This is a genomic window from Mycolicibacter senuensis (assembly GCF_002101885.1).
GTDB classification, from domain to species: domain Bacteria; phylum Actinomycetota; class Actinomycetes; order Mycobacteriales; family Mycobacteriaceae; genus Mycobacterium; species Mycobacterium senuense.
Window position 1 is genome coordinate 337,402 of sequence record NZ_LQPS01000043.1, and the last position, 24,512, is coordinate 361,913.

General features: G+C 69.3%; 22 protein-coding genes and 1 pseudogene. 18 read left to right on the plus strand and 5 right to left on the minus strand.

What is annotated here, in order from left to right; all coding sequences use genetic code 11:
• The first annotated feature begins 12 nt into the window (after positions 1-12).
• Positions 13-2,058: a CocE/NonD family hydrolase gene (locus AWC24_RS15935; protein ID WP_085086537.1), complete on the plus strand. Its 2,046-nt coding sequence runs from the start codon at positions 13-15 to the stop codon at positions 2,056-2,058.
• A gap of 10 nt (positions 2,059-2,068) precedes the next feature.
• Here AWC24_RS15935 and mntR read toward each other — a convergent pair whose 3' ends face one another.
• Positions 2,069-2,758, minus strand: coding sequence for a manganese-binding transcriptional regulator MntR (mntR, locus tag AWC24_RS15940; protein ID WP_085086539.1), 690 nt, complete (start codon positions 2,756-2,758; stop codon positions 2,069-2,071).
• Between the two features lie 24 nt (positions 2,759-2,782).
• Between mntR and AWC24_RS15945 the strand changes: the two genes are divergently transcribed.
• The 5 genes from AWC24_RS15945 (at position 2,783) to AWC24_RS15965 (ending at position 9,087) form a co-directional block, all read left to right on the plus strand.
• Complete coding sequence (locus AWC24_RS15945) at positions 2,783-3,766, plus strand: bifunctional riboflavin kinase/FAD synthetase (RefSeq protein ID WP_085086541.1); 984 nt, start codon at positions 2,783-2,785, stop codon at positions 3,764-3,766.
• 142 nt (positions 3,767-3,908) lie between these two features.
• Positions 3,909-4,178 (plus strand): 30S ribosomal protein S15, encoded by a 270-nt coding sequence (gene rpsO / locus AWC24_RS15950; RefSeq protein WP_013829467.1) that lies wholly within the window; start codon positions 3,909-3,911, stop codon positions 4,176-4,178.
• 294 nt (positions 4,179-4,472) lie between these two features.
• On the plus strand, positions 4,473-6,755 hold the full coding sequence (locus AWC24_RS15955; protein WP_085086543.1) for a polyribonucleotide nucleotidyltransferase: 2,283 nt from the start codon (positions 4,473-4,475) through the stop codon (positions 6,753-6,755).
• The gene (locus tag AWC24_RS15960) at positions 6,733-8,046 is read left to right on the plus strand and encodes a M16 family metallopeptidase (protein WP_085086545.1); all 1,314 of its coding nucleotides are present in this window, start codon (positions 6,733-6,735) and stop codon (positions 8,044-8,046) included. Before AWC24_RS15955 ends, AWC24_RS15960 begins: the two co-directional genes overlap by 23 nt.
• 15 nt (positions 8,047-8,061) lie before the next feature.
• Positions 8,062-9,087, plus strand: a complete 1,026-nt coding sequence (locus tag AWC24_RS15965; protein ID WP_085086547.1) for a nitronate monooxygenase — start codon at positions 8,062-8,064, stop codon at positions 9,085-9,087.
• A 5-nt stretch (positions 9,088-9,092) separates the two neighbouring features.
• Here AWC24_RS15965 and AWC24_RS23375 read toward each other — a convergent pair whose 3' ends face one another.
• Together AWC24_RS23375 and AWC24_RS15975 are read right to left on the minus strand one after the other, a co-directional pair.
• Positions 9,093-10,262, minus strand: a complete 1,170-nt coding sequence (locus AWC24_RS23375) for a PPE family protein (protein ID WP_109560504.1) — start codon at positions 10,260-10,262, stop codon at positions 9,093-9,095.
• Between the two features lie 28 nt (positions 10,263-10,290).
• Positions 10,291-10,590 carry a PE family protein gene (locus AWC24_RS15975; RefSeq protein ID WP_085086551.1) on the minus strand — a complete coding sequence of 100 codons (300 nt, stop codon included), beginning with the start codon at positions 10,588-10,590 and terminating at the stop codon, positions 10,291-10,293.
• Positions 10,591-10,956: 366 nt separating this feature from the next.
• Here AWC24_RS15975 and AWC24_RS15980 point away from each other — a divergent pair, with 366 nt between their 5' ends.
• The 7 genes from AWC24_RS15980 to AWC24_RS16010 all read left to right on the plus strand — a co-directional run bounded on the left by AWC24_RS15980 (position 10,957) and on the right by AWC24_RS16010 (position 16,698).
• Positions 10,957-11,868 (plus strand): metal-dependent hydrolase, encoded by a 912-nt coding sequence (locus AWC24_RS15980; RefSeq protein ID WP_085086553.1) that lies wholly within the window; start codon positions 10,957-10,959, stop codon positions 11,866-11,868.
• Between the two features lie 30 nt (positions 11,869-11,898).
• On the plus strand, positions 11,899-12,834 hold the full coding sequence (locus tag AWC24_RS15985; protein WP_174813601.1) for an alpha/beta fold hydrolase: 936 nt from the start codon (positions 11,899-11,901) through the stop codon (positions 12,832-12,834).
• Position 12,835: 1 nt separating this feature from the next.
• On the plus strand, positions 12,836-13,921 hold the full coding sequence (locus AWC24_RS15990) for a PDR/VanB family oxidoreductase (protein ID WP_085086557.1): 1,086 nt from the start codon (positions 12,836-12,838) through the stop codon (positions 13,919-13,921).
• 77 nt (positions 13,922-13,998) lie between these two features.
• A complete protein-coding gene (locus AWC24_RS15995; protein WP_085086559.1) occupies positions 13,999-15,015 on the plus strand; it encodes an alpha/beta hydrolase in 1,017 nt (338 codons plus the stop codon).
• Positions 15,016-15,041: 26 nt separating this feature from the next.
• On the plus strand, positions 15,042-15,779 hold the full coding sequence (dapB, locus tag AWC24_RS16000; protein WP_085086561.1) for a 4-hydroxy-tetrahydrodipicolinate reductase: 738 nt from the start codon (positions 15,042-15,044) through the stop codon (positions 15,777-15,779).
• 50 nt (positions 15,780-15,829) lie between these two features.
• Positions 15,830-16,246 (plus strand): hypothetical protein, encoded by a 417-nt coding sequence (locus AWC24_RS16005; protein ID WP_407663442.1) that lies wholly within the window; start codon positions 15,830-15,832, stop codon positions 16,244-16,246.
• Positions 16,243-16,698: a flavodoxin family protein gene (locus AWC24_RS16010; protein ID WP_085086563.1), complete on the plus strand. Its 456-nt coding sequence runs from the start codon at positions 16,243-16,245 to the stop codon at positions 16,696-16,698. Before AWC24_RS16005 ends, AWC24_RS16010 begins: the two co-directional genes overlap by 4 nt.
• A gap of 7 nt (positions 16,699-16,705) precedes the next feature.
• Here AWC24_RS16010 and AWC24_RS16015 read toward each other — a convergent pair whose 3' ends face one another.
• Positions 16,706-17,014: a CDGP domain-containing protein gene (locus AWC24_RS16015; protein WP_085086565.1), complete on the minus strand. Its 309-nt coding sequence runs from the start codon at positions 17,012-17,014 to the stop codon at positions 16,706-16,708.
• Positions 17,015-17,135: 121 nt separating this feature from the next.
• Between AWC24_RS16015 and AWC24_RS16020 the strand changes: the two genes are divergently transcribed.
• Complete coding sequence (locus AWC24_RS16020) at positions 17,136-17,345, plus strand: hypothetical protein (protein ID WP_085086567.1); 210 nt, start codon at positions 17,136-17,138, stop codon at positions 17,343-17,345.
• 18 nt (positions 17,346-17,363) lie between these two features.
• Here the strand turns inward: AWC24_RS16020 and AWC24_RS16025 are convergent, their stop codons facing one another.
• Entirely contained in the window at positions 17,364-18,872 is a 1,509-nt protein-coding gene (locus AWC24_RS16025) for an HNH endonuclease signature motif containing protein (protein ID WP_085086569.1), read from the minus strand.
• 165 nt (positions 18,873-19,037) lie between these two features.
• Between AWC24_RS16025 and AWC24_RS16030 the strand changes: the two are divergent.
• From AWC24_RS16030 to AWC24_RS16045, 4 genes and pseudogenes are all read left to right on the plus strand, one after another.
• Positions 19,038-19,289, plus strand: a pseudogene (locus AWC24_RS16030) (VOC family protein); the annotation flags it as partial.
• 41 nt (positions 19,290-19,330) lie between these two features.
• Positions 19,331-19,780: a hypothetical protein gene (locus tag AWC24_RS16035; RefSeq protein WP_085086571.1), complete on the plus strand. Its 450-nt coding sequence runs from the start codon at positions 19,331-19,333 to the stop codon at positions 19,778-19,780.
• Positions 19,777-21,312, plus strand: coding sequence for a class I adenylate-forming enzyme family protein (locus AWC24_RS16040; RefSeq protein WP_174813602.1), 1,536 nt, complete (start codon positions 19,777-19,779; stop codon positions 21,310-21,312). The genes AWC24_RS16035 and AWC24_RS16040 overlap by 4 nt, the downstream gene beginning before the upstream one ends.
• Entirely contained in the window at positions 21,309-24,485 is a 3,177-nt protein-coding gene (locus AWC24_RS16045; RefSeq protein ID WP_085086573.1) for an acetyl-CoA carboxylase family protein, read from the plus strand. The genes AWC24_RS16040 and AWC24_RS16045 overlap by 4 nt, the downstream gene beginning before the upstream one ends.
• Positions 24,486-24,512 lie beyond the last annotated feature (27 nt).

A 24,512-nucleotide genomic window follows, 5' to 3' on the forward strand; every position in this document is an offset into this window, starting at 1 on the left:
GAGGGAGCGTCGTTGCGCGCGGTCACCGACTTCCCGCACGCGGTGCGGACGATCGAGAACACCTTCATCACCATGAGCGACGGAACCCGGCTGGCCGCCCGCATCTGGTTGCCGGTCGGGGCCGAGGAGACACCGGTGCCCGCGCTACTGGAATACCTGCCCTACCGCAAGCGCGACGACACCCGCCGTCGCGACGCCCTCAACCACCCATACCTCGCCGGACACGGGTATGCGAGTGTGCGAGTGGATATCCGCGGTAGTGGTGACTCCGACGGTGTGCTCGAAGACGAGTATCTGCCGGCCGAGCAGGACGATGCCTGCGAGATCATCGCCTGGCTGGCCGAACAGCCGTGGTGCGACGGCAATGTCGGGATGATGGGCATCTCCTGGGGAGGGTTTAACAGCCTGCATGTCGCCGCGCGGCGGCCGCCCGCGCTCAAGGCGATCGTCAGCGCCTCGGCCACCGACGACCTCTATGTGGACAACATGCACTACATGGGCGGTTGCCTGCTGTCGGACAACCTGTCGGAGGCCACGGTGATGTTCGCCTACAACAGCTTGCCGCCGGACCCGGCGATCGTCGGGGACCGGTGGCGCGACATGTGGTTGCAGCGGTTGCGCGGCAGCGGCCTGTGGGTGCAGAAGTGGCTGGAGCACCAGCACCGCGACGACTACTGGAAACGCGCCTCGGTCAACGAGGACTACGCGGCGGTGCAGTGCCCGGTGTTCGCGGTCGGCGGCTGGGCCGACGGCTACACGAACGCGATCTTCCGGTTGCTGGAGAACCTCGACGTGCCCCGCAAGGGGCTGATCGGGCCGTGGGGCCACCGGTATCCGCACCTGGGTGTGCCGGGCCCGGCGATCGGCTTCCTGCAGGAAGTGGTGCGCTGGTTCGATCACTGGCTCAAGGGGATCGACACCGGCGTCATGGCCGAACCGATGCTGCGGGCCTGGATGCAGGAGAGCATCGCCCCCAACCCCGCCTACGATGAGCGGCCGGGCCGTTGGGTGGGAGAGCCGTGCTGGCCGAGCCCGCACATCGAGCCGGTGCGCTACACCCTGACCCGGTTCCTGCTCGACGAGACCGTGGACCCCGAGGACGTAGCGGTCCAGGCGCTGACCATCAACTCACCGCTGAGTGTGGGGCTTTCGGCCGGCAAGTGGGCTTCCTACGCGGCGACGCCGGACCTGCCGACCGATCAGCGTGACGAGGACGGCGGCGCCCTGGTGTTCGAATCCGAACCGCTCGACGAACCGGTCGAGCTACTCGGACTGCCCAAGGCCGACCTGGAGGTCGCGGTGGACCGGCCGGTGGCGATGGTCGCGGTGCGACTGTCCGATGTCGCACCCAATGGTGAGGCGACGCGGGTGACCTACGGCCTGCTGAATCTGACCCACCGCGACGGCAGTGCCGACCCGCAGCCGCTGACGCCGGGCCGGCGGTACCGGGTGCGGGTCAAGCTCAACGGCATCGCGCAGGTGTTCCCGGCGGGGCATCGGCTGCGGCTGTCGCTGTCCAGCTCGTACTTCCCCCTGGTGTGGCCCTCCCCGGAGCCGGTCACCCTGACGGTGTTCACCGGTGCCAGCAGCCTCGTCGTACCGGTACGCCCCCGCCGCGACGACGCCGACGCCGCACTCGCCGAATTCGGCCCGCCCGAATCGGCGCCGCCGCTGGCCGTCACCGACTGTGAACTGGGCGAGCACCACTGGCGAACCAGCCGCGATCTGGCTACCGCGCTGACCACCGTCGAGATCGACAACGATCAGGGCGAACAGCTCATCGACGAGACCGGTACCGCCATCCGCCGGGACACCACCGAGTGGTTCAGCTTCTGCGGCAACGACTTGTCATCGGCCTGCGGCAAGACTCGCACCGTGCGCGGTCTCCGGCGCGACGACTGGAACGTCGAGATCACCACCTCCACGGTGGTGACCGCAACCGCCGAAGACTTCATCGTCACCGCGCAGCTCGACGCCTATGAGTTCGATGAGCCGCATGGTCGCCGCCGGGTCTACGCCGAGAGCTGGAGTTGCGACATCCCGCGCCAACTGGTCTGACCGCTGCCCGCTAAACCACCCAGATCGCCTGCGCGGCAGGGCTTCCCAGATCAATCGTCGCCTGCTCACCGGCGGGGGACTCGATGGTCACCGAGATGATCCCGGCGAAGTCCCGGCGGGTGAGCACCTGCACCCGGGCATCGAGGCTGATGCCCACTCCGTCGAAGTAACGCAGCATCTCCGGGTCGCTGTCAGAGATCCGGGCGACCGTACCGGAGTCGCCGTCGGCGCATTCCCACAGCTGGCGGGCCGGGGGAGTGGGCACCCGCCCGTCGGCCGCCGGGATCGGATCGCCGTGCGGGTCGCGCTGCGGGAACCCCAACTTGGCGTCGATGCGGTTCACCAGCTCATCGGAGACCGCGTGCTCGAGCACCTCGGCCTCGTCGTGCACCTCGTCCCAGCTGTAGCCCAGTTCGCGCACCAGAAACGTCTCGATCAAGCGGTGCCGGCGCACCATGGCCAGCGCCGCCCGGCGACCGTCATCGGTGAGGCTCACCGCGCCGTACTTCTCGTGATCCACCAGGCCGGCGTCGGCGAGTTTGCGGATCGACTCCGAGGCGGTGCTGGGCGAGACACCGATCTTCTCCGCCAGCATCTTGGTGCTGACCTTGTCGGGTGACCATTCCTGCGCGGTCCAGATGACCTTCAGATAGTCCTGGGCGACACTAGTCAGCCCGTCCGACTGCTCCCAAGGGCTCACGGCACACAGTTTAGGCTGGCGGATGTGCAACGGTGGCGGGGGCAGGACGAGATCCCCACAGACTGGGGCAGGTGCGTGCTCACCATCGGCGTGTTCGACGGTGTGCACCGTGGCCATGCCGAACTGATCGCGCACGCGGTGAAGGCCGGCAAGGCCCGCGGTGTGCCGACGGTGCTGATGACCTTCGATCCGCACCCGATGGAGGTGGTCTATCCGGGCAACCACCCGGCTCAGCTCACCACCCTGGCGCGCCGCGCCGAGCTGGTCGAGCAGGCCGGGGTGGACGTGTTCCTGGTCATTCCGTTCACGCCCGACTTCATGAAGCTCACCCCGGACCGCTACATCCACGAACTGCTGGTCGAGCACCTGCACGTGGTGGAGGTGGTGGTCGGGGAGAACTTCACCTTCGGCCGCAAGGCGGCGGGCAACGTCGAGACGCTGCGCCGCGCCGGGGAACAGTTCGGGTTCGGGGTGCAGTCGGTGTCGCTGGTGGCCGAGCGCGCCGACTCGGATGTGACCCAGCCGGTCACCTTCTCCTCGACCTACATCCGGTCGTGCGTGGATGCCGGCGACGTCGTCGCGGCGACCGAGGCGCTGGGCCGGCCGCACCGCATCGAGGGACTGGTGGTGCGCGGTGACGGGCGCGGGCGCGACCTGGGCTTTCCGACGGCCAACGTGGCGCCGTCGGCGTACGCCGCCATTCCCGCCGACGGGGTGTATGCCGCCTGGTTCACCGTGCTGGGTCACGGCCCGGTGCCGGGCACCGTCGTCGCCGGTCAGCGTTGCCGGGCCGCGGTGTCGGTGGGCACCAACCCGACCTTTTCCGGGCGGGCGCGCACCGTTGAGGCATTCGTGCTCGATCAAACCGCCGACCTGTACGGACAGCGGGTGGCCGTCGACTTCGTCGGCCGGATCCGCGGGCAGGAGAAGTTCGACACCGTGGCGGATCTGGTGGCCGTGATGAGCACCGACGTCGAGAAGACCCGGGACCTGCTCGCCGGTGGCTGACCGGTCGCCCGGCCCGGACACGGATTGGGCCGCGGATTGTGCTCAGCCGCCGCGCCGCTGCTAAACTCCCGGGTCGGCGAGCTGCAGTCCGCGGTGGCCGCCGTCATTTCATTCGCGGGACGACATTGATGGAGATGTTTTCGTGGCGCTGACCGCCGAGCAGAAAAAAGAGATCCTGGGCAGCTACGGCCTGCACGAGACCGACACCGGATCGCCGGAGGCGCAGGTCGCGTTGCTGACCAAGCGGATCACCGATCTCACCGAGCACCTCAAGACCCACAAGCACGACCACCACTCCCGTCGTGGGCTGCTGCTGCTGGTCGGCCGGCGTCGTCGTCTGCTCAAGTACCTGGCCCAGGTCGATGTGGCCCGTTACCGCTCGCTCATCGAGCGCCTGGGTCTGCGTCGCTGACCTTCCGGCCGGCGACAACGCCGCCGTGTAGAGTGAGACCGTTCCGGGTTCCGCCCGGGCATCGGTGTGGCCCGCGCAGTCCGCGCGCGTCGCTCCGGCACGTCACGACGGGACACGTTCCCGCGATCAGCCAGACCTGAGTCGGGCGGTCTTCGGTAGTGGCAGCCGGGTCTGAACGTTCGTGCAAGATCCGGCCGCTTCGATCGACGACCGTAGCCGCATCCAGGTTCTTCGCTGGTCCATGTCTGGCGTCGCGAAACAGCTGAACGAACCAGGAAGGCCGCACGGGCATCCATGTCTGCAATTGAAATTGAAGAAGGCGTTTTCGAGTCCACCGCCACCCTCGACAACGGGAGCTTCGGCACCCGCACCATTCGCTTCGAGACCGGCCGGCTGGCCCAGCAGGCCGCCGGGAGCGTCGTCGCCTACCTCGACGACGAGACCATGCTGCTGTCGGCGACCACCGCCAGCAAGGCTCCCAAAGACCACTTCGACTTCTTCCCGCTCACCGTCGACGTCGAGGAGCGGATGTATGCCGCAGGGCGGATCCCGGGTTCGTTCTTCCGCCGCGAGGGCCGGCCGTCCACCGACGCCATCCTGACCTGCCGGCTCACCGACCGCCCGCTGCGCCCATCGTTCGTCGAGGGCCTGCGCAACGAGGTCCAGGTCGTGGTGACCGTACTGAGCCTGGACCCCAAGGACCTCTACGACGTGGTGGCGATCAACGCCGCGTCGGCCTCCACCCAGCTTGCCGGCCTGCCGTTCTCCGGCCCGGTCGGCGCGGCGCGGGTGGCGCTCATCGACGGCACCTGGGTGGCGTTCCCCACGATCGAGCAGCTGGAGCGCGCGACCTTCGACATGGTGTTGGCGGGACGTGCGGTTGAGTCCGCGGGCGGGGCCACCGACGTCGCGATCATGATGGTCGAGGCCGAGGCCACCGACAACGTCATCGAGCTCATCGAAGCCGGTGCGCAGGCGCCGACCGAGACCGTGGTGGCCGAGGGGCTGGAGGCGGCCAAGCCGTTCATCGCCGCACTGTGCAAGGCCCAGCAGGAGCTGGCCGATGCGGCGGCCCGGCCGACCGCCGAGTACCCGCTGTTCCCGCCCTACGGTGACGACGTCTACTACTCGGTGGCCTCCGTCGCCACCGACGAGCTGGCCAAGGCCCTGACCATCGCGGGCAAGGCCGAGCGCGACGCGCGCACCGAGGAGATCAAGGCCGAGGTGGCCCAGCGACTGGCCGAAACCTACGAGGGCCGCGAGAAAGAGGTCAGCGCGGCCTACCGCAGCCTGACCAAGAAGCTGGTGCGGCAGCGGATCCTGACCGACCACTTCCGCATCGACGGCCGCGGGATCACCGACATCCGGGCGTTGAGCGCCGAGGTCGCGGTGGTGCCGCGGGCGCACGGCAGCGCGCTGTTCGAGCGGGGCGAGACCCAGATCATGGGCGTGACCACGCTGGACATGGTGAAGATGGCGCAGCAGATCGACTCGCTGGGCCCGGAGACCTCCAAGCGGTACATGCACCACTACAACTTCCCGCCCTACTCGACCGGTGAGACCGGCCGGGTCGGCTCGCCCAAGCGCCGCGAGATCGGCCACGGCGCGCTGGCCGAGCGGGCGCTGGTCCCGGTGCTGCCCAGCATCGAGGAGTTCCCCTACGCCATCCGGCAGGTCTCGGAGGCCCTGAGCTCCAACGGATCCACCTCGATGGGTTCGGTGTGCGCCTCCACGCTGGCGCTGCTCAACGCCGGGGTGCCGCTGAAGGCCCCGGTCGCCGGTATCGCCATGGGCCTGGTCTCCGATGACGTCGAGGTCGACGGTAAGACCGAGCGCCGGTTCGTCGCGCTCACCGACATCCTGGGCGCCGAGGACGCGTTCGGCGACATGGACTTCAAGGTCGCCGGCACCAAGGACTTCGTCACCGCGCTGCAGCTCGACACCAAGCTCGACGGGATCCCCTCAACGGTTCTGGCAGGTGCTCTCGCCCAGGCCAAAGATGCCCGGCTGACCATCCTGGAGGTGATGGCCGAGGCCATCGACGCCCCCGACGAGATGAGCCCGTACGCGCCGCGGGTCACCACCATCAAGGTCCCGGTCGACAAGATCGGCGAGGTGATCGGGCCCAAGGGCAAGATGATCAACTCGATCACCGAGGAGACCGGCGCCCAGATCTCCATCGAGGACGACGGCACCGTGTTCGTCGGCGCCACCGACGGTCCGTCGGCGCAGGCCGCGATCGACAAGATCAACGCGATCGCCAACCCGCAGCTGCCGAAGATCGGCGAGCGGTTCCTGGGCACCGTGGTCAAGACCACCGACTTCGGCGCGTTCGTGTCGCTGCTGCCGGGCCGCGATGGGCTGGTGCACATCTCCAAGCTCGGCAAGGGCAAGCGGGTCGCCAAGGTCGAGGACGTCGTCAAGGTCGGCGACAAGCTGCGGGTGGAGATCGCCGACATCGACAACCGCGGCAAGATCTCGCTGGTGCCCGTTGAGGATTCGGCAGATTCGGCTGAGTCGGCCGACTCAGGCCAGGGATCCGCTCAGCCTGTCGATGCCGCGGCAACCGAGAGCTGACATCGGGCGCGCCACACTGCGACGCACCACCGTGGCGGGCGGACTGCGGGTGGTCACCGAGTACCTCCCGGCGGTCCGTTCGGCGTCGGTGGGCGTCTGGGTCGGAGTGGGCTCGCGCGATGAGGGCGCCACGGTGGCCGGGGCGGCCCACTTCCTCGAACACCTGCTGTTCAAGGCCACCCCGTCCCGCACGGCGGCCGGCATAGCCCAGGCGATGGACGCCGTCGGCGGAGAGCTCAATGCCTTCACCGGCAAGGAGCACACCTGCTACTACGCCCACGTGCTCGACACCGACCTGGAGATGGCGGTCGCGCTGGTGAGCGACGTGGTGCTCAACGGATCCTGCGCGGCCGCCGACGTCGACCTCGAGCGCGACGTGGTGCTCGAGGAACTCGCGATGCGCGACGACGATCCCGAGGACGCGCTCGGTGATGTGTTCGCCTCGACGCTGTTCGGCGATCATCCGATCGGCCGGCCGGTGATCGGCAATGTCGAGTCGGTGTCGGCGATGACGGCCAAGCAGCTGCGCTCGTTTCACCAGCGCCGCTACACCCCCGAGCGCATGGTGGTGGCGGTGGCGGGAAACATCGACCACGACACGGTGGTGGCCCTGGTGCGAGAACACTTCGCGCACCGGCTGATTCGCGGCCAGCGGCCCGCAGCACCGCGACGTGGCGCCGCCCGGGTGCCCGGCGCTCCCGGACTGACCCTGATCAATCGCGACGCCGACCAGACCCACATGTCGCTGGGCGTGCGGGTCCCGGGGCGTTACTGGCAGCACCGCCAGGCGCTGGCCGTGCTCAACACCGCGCTGGGTGGAGGCCTCAGTTCCCGGCTGTTCCAAGAGGTTCGGGAGTCCCGCGGGCTGGCGTACTCGATCTACTCGTCGGTGGACACCTTCGCCGACGCGGGTGCGCTGTCGGTCTACACCGCCTGCCAGCCGGAGCGGTTCGCCCAGGTGGCGGCCGTGACCGCCGAGGTGCTCGACTCGGTCGCCCGTGACGGCATCACCGCCGACGAATGCCGGATCGCCAAGGGCTCGCTGCGCGGCGGGCTGGTGCTGGGCCTGGAGGACTCGGGCTCGCGGATGAACCGGTTGGGCCGTACCGAACTGAACTACGGCCGGCACCGGTCCATCTCCCGCACGCTGCGGGAACTGTCCGCGGTCACCGTCGAGGAGGTCAACGTGGTGGCGCGGCGACTGTTGCTCAAGCCCTACGGTGTCGCGGTTCTCGGCCCGTACCGGTCGAAAGGGGCGCTGCCAACCCGTCTACGGGCGCTTGCCGGTTGATGGCAGGCTAGAGGGATGGTGTTCAGCTTCTCCGAACTCGCCGTCCCGTTGGTCGGTGCGCCCATGGCCGGTGGTCCCAGCACTCCGGCGCTGGCGGCGGCGGTGTCTCAGGCGGGTGGTCTGGGATTCGTCGCCGGGGGGTACCGCACCCCGCAACAGTTGGCCGATGAGATCACCGCCGCCCGCGACGCCACCACCGGGCCGATCGGCGCCAATCTCTTTGTGCCGCAACCCAGCGGCGCCGATGTGGTGCTGCTCGACGATTATGCCGATCTGTTGGACCCCCTGGCCGAGCATTACGGTGTCGAGCTGGGCCGTCCCCGCTTCGGCGACGACGACTGCTGGCCGGAGAAGCTCGAGGTGATCGCCGACCTGCGGCCCACCGCGGTGTCGTTCACGTTCGGGACTCCTTCGCCCGACCAGTTGGAGAGGCTGCGTGCGCTGCGCATCCTGACCATGGTCACGGTGACGTCGGCCTACGAGGCCGGCATCGCCCTGGCGCACGGCGCCGAGGTGCTGGTGGTGCAGGGCCCCGACGCCGGTGGCCACCGCGGCACGTTCGCCCCCGACATGCATCCGGGACACGACAGCCTGGCGGATCTACTGGCCGAGATCGGCCATGCCCACCGCGATGTCCCGCTGGTGGCGGCGGGCGGTCTGGGCACCGCGGCCGATGTGGCCGCGGTGCTGCGGCGTGGCGCGGTCGCCGCGCAGGTCGGTACCGCCCTGTTGCTGGCCGACGAGGCGGGCACCAACCCGACGCACCGGGCGGCGCTGACCAATCCGGAATTCGGCAACACCACGGTGACGTGCGCGTTCTCCGGCCGGTACGCGCGCGGCCTGGAGAACGACTTCACCCGGACCTTCGACAACGTGGCGCCGGTGGGATATCCCGAGATCAACCACATGACCACTCCCATCCGGGCGGCGGCGGTGGCGATGGACGACCCGCACGGCACCAGCCTATGGGCAGGGACCGCGTATCGCTCCGCCCGTTCAGGCCCGGCCGCCGACATCGTGGCCGCGTTGGCGCCGGGGTGACCCGGTCACCACATCGTTGACCGTCGTCCCCTGACGGCCTTGCGCTTGGCGTCCTCCTCGGATGCCTTGTGGTTTCGCGAACCGGCACCGCCGCGCCCGTCCATCGCCATCAGCGGCGCACCACCGAATAGCGGCATGCCGCTGAACATCCCGGCGGCGCGTTCGCCCGCGACGACGTTGGCCGTCGAGAACTCGGCTGCGGCCAGCCGCATCTCCGGGGCGGCTGTGGCCCAGGCCTTGGGAACCGACAAACCGCTGACCGAGGCCGCATTGCCGAGCCCCGCCGACATCGGGGCCGATGACAGGGTGGCGGTGGCGCCCTCTACCGGTATCAGGCCCAGGGGCAGACCCGCCGCAAAGGAGGTGGCCGACAACGCCTCCAAGCCGAAGGGCGCCGGGAGCCCGGCGGCGCCGAGGATGTACTCGGGGATGAAGGCGGCGATGATGGCGCTGAGCATGAAGGTCGATACCGGAGCGGCGCCCAGCGTGGCCAGATCGCTGAAAATATCGGGAAGCATCAGTGACGTGGCGTCCGCTGCCCCCGCCATCGCATGCGGCATCGCCTGCATTGCCTGGTTGACGGTGGCTTGCGCGGCTCCCTGCCCCAACGCCTGCGCGGTCGCGGTGCCTTGCGTGGCCACGCCGGCCGGGTTCGCCGTCTGCGGGGGCGTGGTGAACGGGGCCATCTCCGATGCGACCTGCGCGGCCGCGGCATAGCCGTACATCGCGGCCGCGTCTTGAGCCCACATCTCGCCGTAGAGTGCCTCGGTGGCGGCGATGGCGGGGGCGTTCTGACCGAAGAAGTTGGTCGCGACCAGGGTGGCCAATTGCGCCCGGTTGGCGGCGATCGCGGGCGGGGGAATGGTCATGGCGAACGCACTCGAATGGGCGGTGGCCGCGGCCATCGCCTGGGCGCCGGTCAGTTCGGCCTGCTCGGCGGTGGCGGTGAGCCAGGTGGCATACGGGGCGGCCGCCGCCGCCATCTTCGTCGACGACACTCCCAGCCACGCGCCGCTGGTGAGCTCGGTGACGATCGCTCGGTAGCTGGCGGCGGCGGTGTGCAGTTCGGCGGCCAGCTCGGTCCAGGCCGCCGAGGCGGCCAGCAGCGACCCTGAGCCGGGGCCGGCGTACATGCGTCCGGAATTGACCTCCGGCGGTAGCGCTGCGAAATCCATTGGCGGCGACTCCTGTCCTATCCGTGTCCTATCCGGCCGCGACAGCGTTGGCGGCCTCGGCCGCGGCATAGGTGCTCGCGCTGCCATTGAGGGTCGACACGAACATCTCGTGAATGGCGGCGGCTTGGGCGCTGACCTGGTGGTACTGCTGTGCCTGGGTGGTGAATCGGGCGGCCAGCATCGCCGAGACCTCGTCGGCGGCCGGGGGCAGCACGCCGGTGGTGGGAGCTTGCGCCGCGGTGTTCTGGGAGGCGAGTGCGACCCCGGTGCTCGACAAGCAGTCGGCTGCGGCCCGCAATGCTTCGGGATCTGCGGTGAGGAACGACAAGAAAGTTCTCCTTAAAACAATGGCAGACAAGAACAACGAGCAGCTCGGAGTTGAAGAGATTGCGCCTCAACGTTTCCTGGCAACATCCGACAGGTTTCCTGACTGTGCGGTTCAACGCCAAGCGGGTTAACAACCTCGTAACGTTTGCCGCGAGATATTTACAGAGCTGTCAATATCACGGGTTCGGGCTAACACGCCGGACACTTTCGGCGGCGCTTCGCGGGCTGACCGGTACCGGCGGTACCGCTATGATCGGGTCACCGCAACGGGCCGCGAGAATCGCAAGCTCCTAGACGTTTACCGGGGTCTTGTCGATCACAAAGACATCGAATATGGTTTTGTAAATCCGTCGGTGAAGGAGTTGCCATGCTTTCGGTTGATGACCGGGCCGCAGGCCCGCACGGCGAGGGGGCGCAGGACCACGAGCGGATCGTGCTGCAGGCCCGTGACGTGCACTTCGACTGGTCGGACCTGCCGGTGCACTACCTGCCCGGCGAGCCCTTTGCCACCCACTTCTGCAATGTGCTGCACCTGCTGTTGCCCGCCGGCGAGGAGTTCTTCGTCGAGGTGTTCAAGCAGGCGCTGCCGCTGATCAAGGACGACCAACTGCGCCTCGACGTCCAGGGCTTCATCGGGCAGGAGGCGATCCATTCCCAGACGCACGCCGGCGTCGTCGAGCACCTCGCCGGCCGGGGTGTCGACATGGCGCCGTTCACCGCCCAGATCAAGTGGCTGTTCGAGAAATTGCTCGGGGACCGACCGCACTGGAGCAAGCGCCGCCAGCAGCGCTGGCTGCTGGAACGGGTGTCGCTGATCGCCGCCGTCGAGCATTACACGGCGATTCTGGGCGAGTGGGTTCTCGACAGCCCGGCGCTGGATGAGTGCGGAGCACACCCGGCGATGCTGGACATGCTGCGCTGGCACGGTGCCGAAGAGGTCGAGCACAAGGCCGTCGCCTTCGACGTGATGAAGCACCTGCGCGCCGGATACCTCCGGCAGGTCCGCACCCAGCTGATCGTCACGCCGCTGATGCTGTGGATGTGGGTGCGCGGCCTGCGGTACATGTACAAGGTGGACCCGGAATTGCCGCCCGGAGTCAAACCGCGCTGGCGGGACTGGTTCCTGGTGGCGCGCCGCGGGCTGGTTCCCGCTCCGTTCGAGTTCGTGCCCGCCATCGCCTCCTACTACCGGCCGGGGTTCCACCCGGCGCAACTCGGCGGGATCGAGAAGGCGGTCAACTACCTGGCCGTATCGCCCGCCGCCCGCGCCACGCACTGACCGGCCGCGAGCCGGAAAGGATTGCAGTCGATGAACTCTCCGACCACTGTGACGGCAACCGACGGGGTGGCTCTGGCGGTCCACGCCTACAACGACCTGGACCCGCGGCGCCCCACGATCCTGGCCATCCACGGCTATCCGGACAATCACCACGTCTGGGACGGGGTGGCCCGTGAGCTGGTGCAGAACCACCCGGGCAGGTACAACGTCGTCGCCTACGACGTGCGCGGCGCAGGTGCGTCGTCGCCACCGGCGGACCGATCCGGGTATCGGCTGCCCCAGCTGATCGCCGACATCGGCGCGGTCATCGAGCACCTCGGGGTCGACAACGTCCATCTGCTCGGTCACGACTGGGGTTCGATCCAGGGCTGGGCAGCGGTGACCGACCCCGTCGTGGGGCCCAAAGTGGCTTCCTACACCTCGATTTCGGGTCCGCATCTCGATTACGCGGGCAAGTTCCTGCGATCGCCGCGCACTCCCCGGACGCTTTTCGACGTCGTCCGGCAGGTGCTGGAGTCGGCTTACATCTGGCTGTTTTTGACCCCCCGGTTGCCGGAGGCGATCTTCCGCTCCGGTTTCGGCGGCAAGCTCATCGCCGCCCTGGAGCGCATCGGCCGCTCCGGTGCCGGCCCGTGGGAAGCACCGCGGGGAGAGAACGACTACCTCAACGGGCTCAACCTCTACCGCGCGAACATGCCCAGGCCGCTGTTCAAACCGGCCGACCCGCTGCCGGCCACCGACGTCGCCGTTCAGGTGCTCGCGCCGCGACTGGACCTCTTCGTCAGCCCCGCCCTACAGCGGTTCACCGGCGCGATCCCGCCCCGGAACCGGGTGCTCGACATCCACGGCGGGCACTGGGTGGTGACCGACCGCCCCGAGACCATCGCCCGGCTCACCGGCGAATGGGTGGAGCAGAACATCGCGGGCAGCGCGGACGCCTCCGACAGCAACATGCGGCAAAGCTGATATGGCGCAGGAGATCTGGAGATCCCGGCCTACCGACCTGTACGGCCGGCGTAAGCACGACCGGTTATTCAACGTGCTCTGGGGAGCAGTGACGGTCTTCGGCGGGGTATCGGCGCTGTCGCGGTGGAAGCCGTCGCGGGTGGTGCCCGTCTCGCGGACCATCGAGGCCGTCGTCACCAAGCGGGAGATGCTGACCCCGGACGTGGTGGCGCTGACCCTTGCCGAACCCGACGGCGGGCTGTTGCCGTCCTGGACTCCGGGCGGTCACATCGACGTGCAACTGCCGTCTGGCCGTCGTCGGCAGTACTCGCTGTGCGGGGTGCCCGGCCGGCGAACCGAGTACCGCATCGCGGTGCGCCGACTCGACGACGGCGGTGGCGGGTCGGTCGAGATGCACGAGGCCTACGCGGTGGGCGACACACTGGTATTCGAGGGGCCGCGCAACGCCTTCTATCTCGGCACCGATGAGAGCGACGTGCTGTTCGTCATCGGCGGGATCGGGGTGACCCCGATGCTGCCGATGCTGCGCGAGGCTGCCCAGCGCCGAATCGACTGGCGCGCAGTGTATGCCGGACGCAGCCGGGCCGACATGCCGTTGCTCGACGAGGTGCTGGCGGTAGACCCGGCGCGGGTCACGGTGTGGGCCGACGACGAGCACGGCCGGTTCGCCCGCACCGAGGAACTGCTCGCCGGCGCCGGTCCGCGAACCGCGGTGTATGTGTGCGGGCCGACCGCGATGCTCGAAGCGGTGCGGATCGCCCGAGACGAGCACACCCCGGACGTTCCGGCGCCGCTGCACTACGAGCGGTTCAGCCCCCCGCCGGTGGTCGACGGGGTGCCCTTCGAGCTGGAGCTGGCCCGGTCCGGGCGGCTGCTGCTGATCCCCGCGGATCGGTCGGCATTGGACGTGATGCTCGACGCCGACCCGACGACGCCGTGCTCGTGTCGGCAGGGGTTCTGCGGCACCTGCAAGGTCAAGGTGGTCTCCGGTGACGTCGACCGGCGTGGTCGCACCGCCGAGGAGGCCGGCGAGATGCTGGTCTGCGTATCGCGGGCCCGCGGCGGGCGGATCGTGATCGACGCTTGAGCGTCGGCGGCCCGGCTACGCAGGCGGTTTGGGTCAAACCACGGCGCTCGCCGTCGATCGGCCCCTAGACTGCCCGGATGTCCGGAGCCCTTCCGATCCATCCCGCAAGCCTGCCCGCCAAGCTCATTTATGCGGTCGCGAACGCCGTCACACCGCGCCTGGTGCGCCGGCTGGTGCTGCGCGCCGGCAGCGGGACGGTCGCCGGCCGGATGACGAAGATGGGCCGGCGGACCAACGCCATCGCCAGGCTGCAGCGGGTGCGGCCGTTCTTCGGCGTCGGCTTCACCCGCGGCGCCGGCACAGACGTCCCGGTCGAGGTCGTCCGCCGCGTCGAGCGCTCCCGGCCGCTGGATCAGGCGTTCGGCGACGGCGCGATTCTGTACTTCCACGGCGGTGGCTTCATCACCGGAGGCCTGGACACCCACCTGCACGTGGTGGCCAAACTCGCCCGCCGCACCCGGTTGCCGGTCGTGCACGCCGACTATCGGCAATTCCCGCAGGTCACCGTCGACGGATCGGTCGACGACTGCGTCGGCGCCTACCGCTGGCTGCTGAGTCAGGGCGCCGACCCGGCCAAGACGGTGCTCGCCGGGGACTCCGCCGGCGGATTCCTGGCGTTCGCGACCGCGCTGACCGGTCAACAGCGTGGCCTGCCCGCCCCGGCCGGGGTGATCGGGATCTCCGCGCTCCTGGAACTGGACGGCGTGGCGCGCGACACTCACACGAACCAGAGCGCCGACGCATTCGGAATACCGGCGGTGCTGCCCGACCTGATCGATCTGGTGTGCCCCTCGGCCAAGCTGCGCCACGAACTGTCGCCGATCAACGGCCGGCTGGAGACGATGCCACCGGCCCTGCTGATCGCGGCCGAGTCGGAGATCCTGCGCTGCGACGCCGAACGGCTGCACACCGCGCTGCAGCAGCTGGGCCGGTCCAGCCGACTGGAGCTGTGGGCGCGCCAACTGCACGCCTTCCCGGCGCTGTTCCCGTTCCTGCCGGACAGCCGGGCGGCGTTCGACCTCATGTGCCGCTTTGTGGCCGAACGCCTGGCGGATGCCGACCGGCCCGGCCAGACCCGCCGAGAGGTGTCCTGAGGCCCACTGCCACTAGGGTGGCAGTCATGCGGGTAGCAGTGCTGGGCGCCAAGGGCAAAGTCGGCGCCACCATGGTTGCGGCGGTGCGTGACGCCGATGATCTGACCCTGTCCGCCGAGGTCGATGCCGGTGACTCGCTGAGCCTGCTGACCGACGGCGGCACCGAGGTGGTGATCGACTTCACCCACCCCGACGTCGTGATGGACAACCTGAAATTCCTGATCGACAACGGCATTCATGCGGTGGTCGGCACCACCGGATTCACCGCGGAACGGATCGCGCAGGTCCGGTCCTGGGTGGAGACCAAACCCGGTGCGGCGGTGCTGATCGCACCCAACTTCGCGATCGGCGCGGTGCTGTCGATGCACTTCGCGGTCCAGGCCGCCAAGTTCTTCGAGTCGGTTGAGGTCATCGAGCTGCACCACCCGCACAAGGCCGACGCACCGTCGGGTACCGCGACCCGCACCGCTGCGTTGATCGCCGAAGCCCGAAAAGGCCTACCCGCCAACCCCGATGCCACCAGCACCGGCCTCGCGGGGGCCCGCGGCGCCGATGTGGACGGCATCCCGGTGCATTCGGTCCGGCTGGCCGGGTTGGTCGCCCATCAGGAGGTGCTGTTCGGCACCATGGGGGAGACGCTGACCATCCGGCACGACAGCATCGACAGGACGTCGTTCGTTCCCGGGGTGCTGCTGGCGGTGCGCCGCGTCGCCGGCTTTCCTGGGCTGACGATCGGCATCGAACCCCTCCTCGACCTGAACTAGCGGTGATCAAGGTGTCGGCGGCCGCGCGAGCGAAGGCGCTCATCGCCTTCATGTGCCTGGCGTTGCTGATGTATCTGGTGTTCTTGGGCCGGACCGCGGTGCTGCTCATCGCCTCCGGCTCGGTGCCGGCGATCGGGATGGGACTGGCGCTGCTGATCATGCCGTTCATCGGGCTGTGGGCGATGATCGCCACGCTGCGCGACGGGTTCGCCCACCAGCGGTTGTCGCGGCTGATCGCCGCCGACGGGATGGAACTCGACGCCGGGGCGCTGCCGCGACGCCCGTCCGGGCGCATCGAACGCGAGGCCGCCGATGCGCTGTACCGGACGGTTCGCGACGAACTCGATGCCGACCCCGACGACTGGCGACGCTGGTACCGGCTGGCCCGGGCCTACGAATTCGCCGGGGACCGCCGTCGAGCGCGGGAGGCGATGAAGACCGCGGTCGGGTTGCAGGAGAGCCGATGACCAAGACCTTACTGATCGTCCACCACACCCCGTCGCCCTACTGTCAGGCGATGTTCGAGGCCGTCGTGTCGGGTGCGAGCGATCCGGAGATCGAGGGCGTGGAGGTGGTGCGGCGGGCGGCGCTGAGCGTGACGGCCACCGACATGCTTGAGGCCGACGGCTACCTGCTGGGCAGCCCGGCCAACCTGGGTTATCTCAGCGGCGCCCTCAAGCACGCCTTCGACGTGTGTTACTACCCGATTCTGGATTCCACCCGCGGCCGGCCCTTCGGTCTGTATCTGCACGGCAACGAAGGCACCGAGGGAGCCGAACGCGCCGTCGACTCCATCACGACGGGCCTGGGATGGCTCAAAGCCGGCGACTACGTCGTCGTCTCCGGCAAACCCGAGAAGGCCGAACTGGAAGCGTGCTGGGAGCTCGGTGCGACGGTCGCCGCGATGTTGATGGACTGAAACACCGCTACGGGCCGATGCGGTTCTCCGGTTGGTAGAACGAGTGGAACGGATACTGTCGGCCCAGCGGCCCCATCTGATGGCAGTCCTGTTGCGACGGCGGTGATTTCGGCGGTTCGTAGTAGTAGATCACGCACCGCTGCCAACTGCCGTCGGGTTGAATCGGGCCGTCGCACTTCTGGGCGGTGGAGAAGAACAGCAGCGGATTGTCCTGACAACCGGCATGGGCCTGCGGCGCCGAGCCGATCGCCGACCCGGCCATCAGGCCGGCGGCCACCAGCATGGCGGCCAGACCCCCGGTGAGGTATCGCGTCACGGTCGTCTCCTTCCCGCCCGGCGTGCTGCGGAGAGATTAGCCCGGATGACGCCGGGGTTTGCCGGGTTTGCGGTCCTGGTTTGCACGCAGTCTCCAGGATCAGGCGATAAGCTGCGATGCCGTGACCCAACCAAACGACACCGCGTCCACGACGGACCTGCTTGCGCGCACCCTGGAGTCGGTGCGCACCGCCTACGACGACATCGCGGAACTGGCCAAGCACCACAACGGCATCCATGCCGTGGCGCAGACGGCGAAGGGCACCGCGCTGATCCACGACCTGCGCAAGCAACTCGACCAGCTCGACAAGGTCCTGCCCTTCAAGAGCTGACGGATCTCCGGCCCGTCACTAGGGCGGCGGTTTATCGAGTTGGCCGAGGTTACGGGCGCGTTCGGCCCGGATGCAGCTGAGCCGGTCCCGGGCGCGGGTGCGCCGGCGGATCGGCATCATGACCTCCCGCCCCGAATCGGGCGGCGGTGCGGGAGCGGCGGCCGCCGGCGCGGCGGTGGGCAGACACAGACCGGAGAACAACAGACGACTACCCGGCCGGGTGGTGTAGGTGTGGCCGGTGGGCGATGTCCAGTCGATCGTGCCGTCGGGGTGCTGGTGATCATGCCAGCCACTGGCGCCGGTCCAGAAGGTCTTGAGCAGGTGATGTTTTCGGCAAAGACAACGCAGGTTGCCCGGATGCGTCGGCCCGAACGGGAAGGCAACCGCATGATCGATGTCGCAGCGCGTCGCCGGGCGGTCACACCCGGGAAACCGGCAGGTCATGTCACGAGCGCGGACGAATGCCGCCAGCGCCGCAGACGGCCGGTAGCCGGGCTGGGCCGATGATTCGGCGGGCTGCCGGAGCGGCCTGACGGCGGCCCCGCCGGCGATCAGCTCGGCCAGTAGGCCCGGTGGCACGCTCCCGCCACCGATGATGCGCCCCGACGGCGCACCAGGCCGGGTGGCAGCCGGCTGTGGGCGAGCGCCCGGCCCGTCGAGTTCGATCTCCCCGGACAACTGCGGGTCCGCAGCGGCATCAACGGCGGCGGCTTCGGCGACGACGTGCACCACGACATTGGTTGCCCGTGCATCGGCGTTCCCGGCGCCGGGGCAGTCGGATCGCCCGCAGGCGCACGCCAAGAACTCAGCGCCGGCGGCCAGGGCACCGAGCGCGTCGGCGCGGCGCTGGGCCAGCGTGCGCGGGTCGTCGTCGCAGACGGTGTGAGCCAGCTGCATCAGACGCTGATCCAGGGCGGCGGCGTCCACGGCGAACAACCGGCCCCACAGGCCAGTGATCCCGCCTTCGGTCCGGTCGGTGTCGATCACGACGTCACGCCCGCGCACCTGGTCGCGCATCCGGCGAACCGCAGCCGGATCGTGGCGTTCGATCAAGGCGTCGATGGCAGCTGCGGTTTTGGCAACCGAGAGCGGGCCGAGCGAAGTGGCCAGCTCGGCCAGGTCGGCGTCGACGAGCAGCAGCACACCCGGATCGGTGATCAACGTGGTGTGCCAGGCGATCGCCGAGGCCAGCCGGGCGCTGATCCGGCCGGCCAGGAACAGCGCCGCCACCCGGGGAATCCGGTCGCGCAGGGCGCTGGCCAGATACATCTGCGAGGACGCCATGCCGTGACTGATCTGTTCGGCGGCGGCCACCTCGGCGGCCGCGCCGTCCCAGTTGTCGCACGACCAGCGCGACCGGTCGAACCCGTCACCGCTGATACGCCGGGCAACCAGCTCTCCGATCGCGGCCAGCCGGTGGGCGGCCGCGGCGGCCTCCACCCGAGCCCAGCCGGTGATCGTCGCCATCAGCGCACGGTCATCGGCATCGGCCAGCGCCTCAGGTCCCGACAATGACGAGTCGAACATGTGTTCGAGTATAGCGGATTCCACTGACTCAAGTTTTTGTCGGGTAGCTGCTTGTGGATAACTGCGGCCACAGCCGGAGGGTTGTGGAGACGGACCTTCTAGGCGTGCTACGCATGGAACAGCAGTTGCACTTCGTCACCGTCGCCGCAAAAGATCTGGATGCCACCCGGCGACCATTCCCGGATCTCCGGGATCACGTTGGCCCACAACGTCGACAGCCCCGACGACGTGACCGCGCTGGCCGGCGCCATGGCCGGCGTCGGCGGAACAGTCCTCAAAAACCCGCAGCCCGGCCGGTTCGGCGGGGTGTTCCACGCCCACGTGCAGGACCTCAACGGACTGATCTGGGAGATCGCCCACAACCCGGCCTGGCGAATCGGCCCGGACGGCACCGTGCAACTGGGTCAGCCGTCGTAGGGTGACCCGGGGGAGACAGCGGGAAAGGAAACGCCACGACGATGCCCTCTCTGTCGAGCATGGCGCTGGGCGCGGCGCCGGTCTTCGGTGGCGCCCTGCTGACGGCGGCGGCCGGGCAGCTGAGGGGCCCGGACCCGCGCAACCTCATCAAGCAGGATCTCGACCTGCTCGACCGGATCCCGGCCGAACAGGCCGAGCGGCGGGCCGAGCTGCAACGCACCATCGACGAGCGCATCGATGACCTGGTCGCCGCGTTCGATCGGAGCCGGGCGCTGCGGGCCGCGGCGATCTCCTATCAGGGCAACTGGCGCGACGTGGTGCTGTTCGTGTGCTCGGTGCTGTTCAGCTATGTCTGGTGGCATGTCGACCATCAGCGCGGCAACTGGTTGCCGATGTTCATCGTGCTGCTGCTGGCATGCGTGATGACAGCGGTCTACGCGCTGCGCGGGACGATGCGAGCCCTGGCCAGTGCACGGCGGCGCCGGTCATGACGGGCATCGTCGAGATCTCGCGGCGGCACAACCCTTATCCGACGACCGGGGTGACCCGCGACGGCAACGGCGTCGCGCACTACCAGCAGTTGCCTGCCACCCTGCTCGATGTGCTGGCCGAGCAGGCCGAGCGCCGGCCGGACGCCGAGGCCGTTGTGGAACTGGGGGCCGGCGCGGTGACCTACCGGCAGTTGTGGCAGCGCGCGGCGCGGGTCGCCGGCGGACTGCGCGCTGGCGGGCTGGGACGCGGCGACCGGGTGGGACTGCGCTACCCGGCGGGACTGAACTGGGTGCTGGCGTTCTGGGGAACCCTGATGGCCGGTGGCATCCCGGTGGCCGTCAACACCCGTTCTGCCGCACCGGAGGTCGACTTCGTGCTCACCGATGCCGGCGTGCGGGTGGACCTGGCGCCGGGCGCCGCGCTGCCCGACGGCCAACCGTATGTGGTGGACGGTCTCGAGCCGGCCGATGTTGCTGCGCTGTTCTATACCTCCGGGACCACCGGACGCCCCAAAGGTGTGCCGACCACCCACGAGGCATTCTTGACCAACGCCGAGAACATGTTGCGTTCCATGGGGCAGTCCCGACAGGTGGGCGAGGAACTGCGCACCTTGATCTCCGTACCGCTGTTCCACGTGACCGGGTGCAATTCGCAACTGCTGGTGGCCGCTTACACCGGGGGAACGGCGGTGATCATGCCGGCGCTGAGCCTGCCGGAGTTGATCGCCACGCTTCCTGCGCAACGGATTTCGTCGATGGTAACGGTTCCGGCGATCTATTCGCTGCTGCTTCGGCACCCGGACTTCGCCGGCCTGGACGTCGCCGGGGTGCGCTGGGTCGGCTACGGTGGTGCGCCGATCGCCCCGGCCCTGGTGCGGTCGCTGCGCGACGCATTCGGTGCGGCAACGGTGTTCAACGGCTACGGTATGACCGAGACGGCCTCGCTGATGACGGTGTTGCCGGATTCCGACGCCGTCGCCCACGCCGACTCGGTCGGCTACGCGGTGCCCTCGGGAGACCTCGGCGTCGCACCGCTGGACCACAACGCCGGCGATCCGACCACCGGCGAGCTGGTGGTGCGGGGCGCGAACGTGATGGGCGGCTACTGGAATCGGCCCGATGCCACCGCCACCACCATCATCGACGGCTGGCTGCACACCGGCGACGTGGTCCGCGTCGACGATGCCGGCCGGGTGCACATCATCGACCGGCTCAAAGACATCATCATCCGCGGCGGCGAGAATGTCTCCAGCGTCGAGGTGGAGGCCGCGTTGCTGTCGGCGCCCGGGGTCGCCGACGCCTGTGTGCTGGGGGTTCCCGACGACGTGATGGGTGAGAAGGTGGGCGCGGTGCTGCTCGGGGCAGATGTTGACGTGGCAGCGGTGCTCGATCACTGCCGCGGTCAGTTGGCGGACTATAAAGTGCCGCAATACATCACGGTCGTCGCCGAGGAACTGCCACGCACCGCCAGCGGCAAGCTGCTCAAGGGGCGGCTGCGTGAGCAGGTGCAGTGGGGTGACCCGCTGCGGTGAGCGCCATCCACGCCCCGCCGAACGCGGTGTTGATCGCCAACCGCGGCGAGATCGCCCTGCGGATCATCCGCACCGCCGCCGAATCCGGTTATCGCACCGTTGCGGTCTATGCCACCGACGACGTGGACAGTCCGCACCTGCGCGCCGCCGATGACGCCATCGCGCTGTCCGGCGCCGGCCCCGCCGGCTACCTCGATCAGGACGCCGTCCTGGCGGCGGCGAAGGAATCCGGCGCGGTGCTGATTCATCCCGGCTACGGGTTCCTCTCGGAGAACCCGACATTCGCCCGAGCGGTCGCGGCCGCCGGGCGAATCTTCGTCGGGCCGGATCCGGATCTGCTCGACACCTTCGGCGACAAGTCGGCGGCTCGCGCTGCCGCGATCGCCGCGGGCCTGCCGGTGCCGGCCGCCACCGACCGCGCCGGCGGCCTGGATCAGATCCGCGACTTCCTGCGTGCCCATCCCGGCGGCATCATGCTCAAGGCGCTCGCCGGCGGTGGCGGCCGGGGGATCCGCGCGGTACGCGAAGCCGGTCAACTCGACGACGCCTACCGGTGGTGCGCCGAGGAGGCCAGGCTGGGCTTCGGCACGGCGGCGGTGTTCGCCGAAGAGTTGATCGCCGATGCCCGCCACGTCGAGGTGCAGATCGTCGCCGACGGCCTGCGGGCCCTGGCGGTGGGGGATCGCGACTGCAGCATCCAGCGCCGCTACCAGAAGCTGATCGAGATCGCGCCCGCCCCGGCGGTCTCCGGCGAGCTGCGCACCGAACTGCACCGGGCGGCGGCCCGACTGTGCGCAGCAGGCCGGTACCGGGGCCTGGCGACGGTGGAATTCCTGGTCACCGGAGACGATTTCGTCTTCCTGGAGGTCAACCCGCGCATTCAGGTCGAGCACCCGGTCACCGAGGCGGTGACCGGGCTGGATCTGGTGGCGGTGCAGTTCCGGATCGCCGAGGGCGCCACCCTCGATGACCTGGCCCTGCCGGCCGGGGTCGTCGCCGCCGACGGCCGGGAAACCGGGGAGCCGGCGCGCGCTCACGGGATCGCGGTCGAATGCCGCGTCAACGCCGAGACGGTGGCCGCCGACGGTGCGGTGCAACCCTGCGTCGGCACCCTGACGGCGTTCACGCCGCCGAGCGGCCCGGGAATCCGGGTCGACACCTATGCCCGCCCCGGCCTGACCATCAGCCCCCGCTACGATTCGCTGCTGGCCAAGGTGATCACCCACGTGCCCGGCACCTCCCCGGCCGCCGCGCTCCGCAAGGCCCGTACTGCGTTGTCGGAGTTGATCGTCGACGGGGTCGGCACCAACACCGCCTTGCTGGCTGCGGTGCTGTCGGAGGCGGAGCCGGCGACCGGGACCGTCACCACCGGCTGGCTGGGCCGGCGGCTGCCCGCCCTGGTCGGGGCGTCGTCGCCGAGCAAGGCCGAGCATCGGGCGCCCACAACGGCTCTGGGGCCGGGCGAACATGTGCTGTACGCACCGATGGCGGGCACGGTGGTCGAAGTGGAGCCCGGCGGTGTGGTGCTGGAGGCGATGAAGATGCAACACGTGCTCGCCGCTCCGGGTGCAGTGGTGCGTGCACTGGTCGCCGTCGGGCAGGTCGTCGCCGCCGGCGAACCGCTGCTGGTGTTCGCCGGCACCGGCGATGAGACCGGCCAGGCGGCCGACGGCGGCCCGGACCTGGATTCGCCGCGGGCCGACTTCGAGGAGGTCGCCGACCGCCACCGGCTCACCCGCGACGCCGGCCGACCCGAGGCCGTCGCCAAACGGCACCGGAAGGGACGGCGCACCGCCCGGGAGAACATCGCCGACCTGGTCGATCCCGGCAGCTTCGTCGAGTACGGGGCGCTGGCGCTGGCCGCGCAGCGCAGCCGGCGCTCCGAGGAGGACCTGATCGCCAACACGCCGGCCGACGGCCTGGTCGCCGGACTGGCGACCATCGATTCGGCGCAGGTGGCGGTGGCCTCCTATGACTACACCGTGCTGGCCGGAACTCAGGGCATGCGCAACCACGCCAAGACCGATCGGCTCTTCGAGTTGGCGGCCCGCCGGCGGATACCGGTGGTGCTGTTCGCCGAGGGCGGCGGCGGCCGGCCCGGCGACACCGACGTGGCAGGCGTGGCGGGGCTTGATCTCATGACGTTTCGCGCGCTGGCGGCACTAAACGGCCGGGTGCCGCTGGTGGCTGTCGTGTCCGGCCGCTGTTTCGCCGGCAATGCCGCCCTGGCCGGCGTGTGCGACGTGATCATTGCGACGCCCGACGCCAATATCGGGATGGGCGGCCCGGCCATGATCGAAGGCGGCGGGCTGGGGGTCTACCGGCCCGAAGAGATCGGCCCGATCGAGGTGCAGCGCCGCAACGGGGTGGTGGCGCTGGCAGCCGCTGACGAGGCACACGCGGTGATGCTGGCGAGGCGCTACCTGTCCTACTTCCGCGGCGCCGTCACCGACTGGGACGAACCCGATCCGAGACTGGCACGGCATGTGGTGCCGCAGAACCGGTTACGGGCCTACGACGTGCGCCGGGCGATCGAGGCGATCGTCGACGTCGATTCGGCACTGGAACTACGGCCGGATCACGGCATCGGCGTCGTGACCGCCCTGGTGCGCGTGCGCGGTGTGGCGTACGGGCTGCTGGCCAACAACAGCCATCACCTCGGCGGTGCCATCGACGCCGAGGCGGCCGATAAGACCGCCGACTTCCTCGCGCTGTGCGAGTCGTTTCGGCTGCCGGTCGTGACGCTGTGCGACACCCCGGGATTCATGGTCGGCCCGGAAGCCGAGCGGGAGGCCACCGTGCGCCGGTTCAGCCGGATGTTCATCGCCGGGGCCCGTCTGACGGTGCCGATGGGAATGATCGTGCTGCGCAAAGGCTACGGCCTGGGCGCGATGGCGATGGCGGGCGGTTCGTTTCACGCTTCGCAGTTCACCGTGGCCTGGCCGACCGGCGAGATCGGCGGGATGGGACTGGAAGGGGCGGTACGGCTCGGGTACCGCAAGGAACTCGCCGAGGCCGCCGACGCCGATCAGCGTCAACAGCTGTTCGAGCAACTGGTGGCGGCGGCCTACCGGCGCGGGCGGGCGCTGAGCGCGGCGACCACCTTCGAACTCGACGACGTCATCGACCCGGCGGAATCCCGACGGTGGATCGCGGGACTGTCGACCGGCTAGTTGTCGGTGGCTCGCGCTACCTTGCCC

Bases quoted from the DNA above. Each gene is read 5' to 3' on its own strand.
- AWC24_RS15955 (WP_085086543.1), top strand. From the start codon at position 4,473: ATGTCTGCAATTGAAATTGAAGAAGGCGTTTTCGAGTCCACCGCCACC.
- AWC24_RS15960 (WP_085086545.1), top strand. From the start codon at position 6,733: ATGCCGCGGCAACCGAGAGCTGACATCGGGCGCGCCACACTGCGACGC.
- AWC24_RS15965 (WP_085086547.1), top strand. From the start codon at position 8,062: ATGGTGTTCAGCTTCTCCGAACTCGCCGTCCCGTTGGTCGGTGCGCCC.
- AWC24_RS23375 (WP_109560504.1), bottom strand. From the start codon at position 10,262: ATGGATTTCGCAGCGCTACCGCCGGAGGTCAATTCCGGACGCATGTAC.
- AWC24_RS15980 (WP_085086553.1), top strand. From the start codon at position 10,957: ATGCTTTCGGTTGATGACCGGGCCGCAGGCCCGCACGGCGAGGGGGCG.
- AWC24_RS15985 (WP_174813601.1), top strand. From the start codon at position 11,899: ATGAACTCTCCGACCACTGTGACGGCAACCGACGGGGTGGCTCTGGCG.
- AWC24_RS15990 (WP_085086557.1), top strand. From the start codon at position 12,836: ATGGCGCAGGAGATCTGGAGATCCCGGCCTACCGACCTGTACGGCCGG.
- AWC24_RS15995 (WP_085086559.1), top strand. From the start codon at position 13,999: ATGTCCGGAGCCCTTCCGATCCATCCCGCAAGCCTGCCCGCCAAGCTC.
- dapB (WP_085086561.1), top strand. From the start codon at position 15,042: ATGCGGGTAGCAGTGCTGGGCGCCAAGGGCAAAGTCGGCGCCACCATG.
- AWC24_RS16005 (WP_407663442.1), top strand. From the start codon at position 15,830: ATGTGCCTGGCGTTGCTGATGTATCTGGTGTTCTTGGGCCGGACCGCG.
- AWC24_RS16010 (WP_085086563.1), top strand. From the start codon at position 16,243: ATGACCAAGACCTTACTGATCGTCCACCACACCCCGTCGCCCTACTGT.
- AWC24_RS16025 (WP_085086569.1), bottom strand. From the start codon at position 18,872: ATGTTCGACTCGTCATTGTCGGGACCTGAGGCGCTGGCCGATGCCGAT.
- AWC24_RS16035 (WP_085086571.1), top strand. From the start codon at position 19,331: ATGCCCTCTCTGTCGAGCATGGCGCTGGGCGCGGCGCCGGTCTTCGGT.
- AWC24_RS16040 (WP_174813602.1), top strand. From the start codon at position 19,777: ATGACGGGCATCGTCGAGATCTCGCGGCGGCACAACCCTTATCCGACG.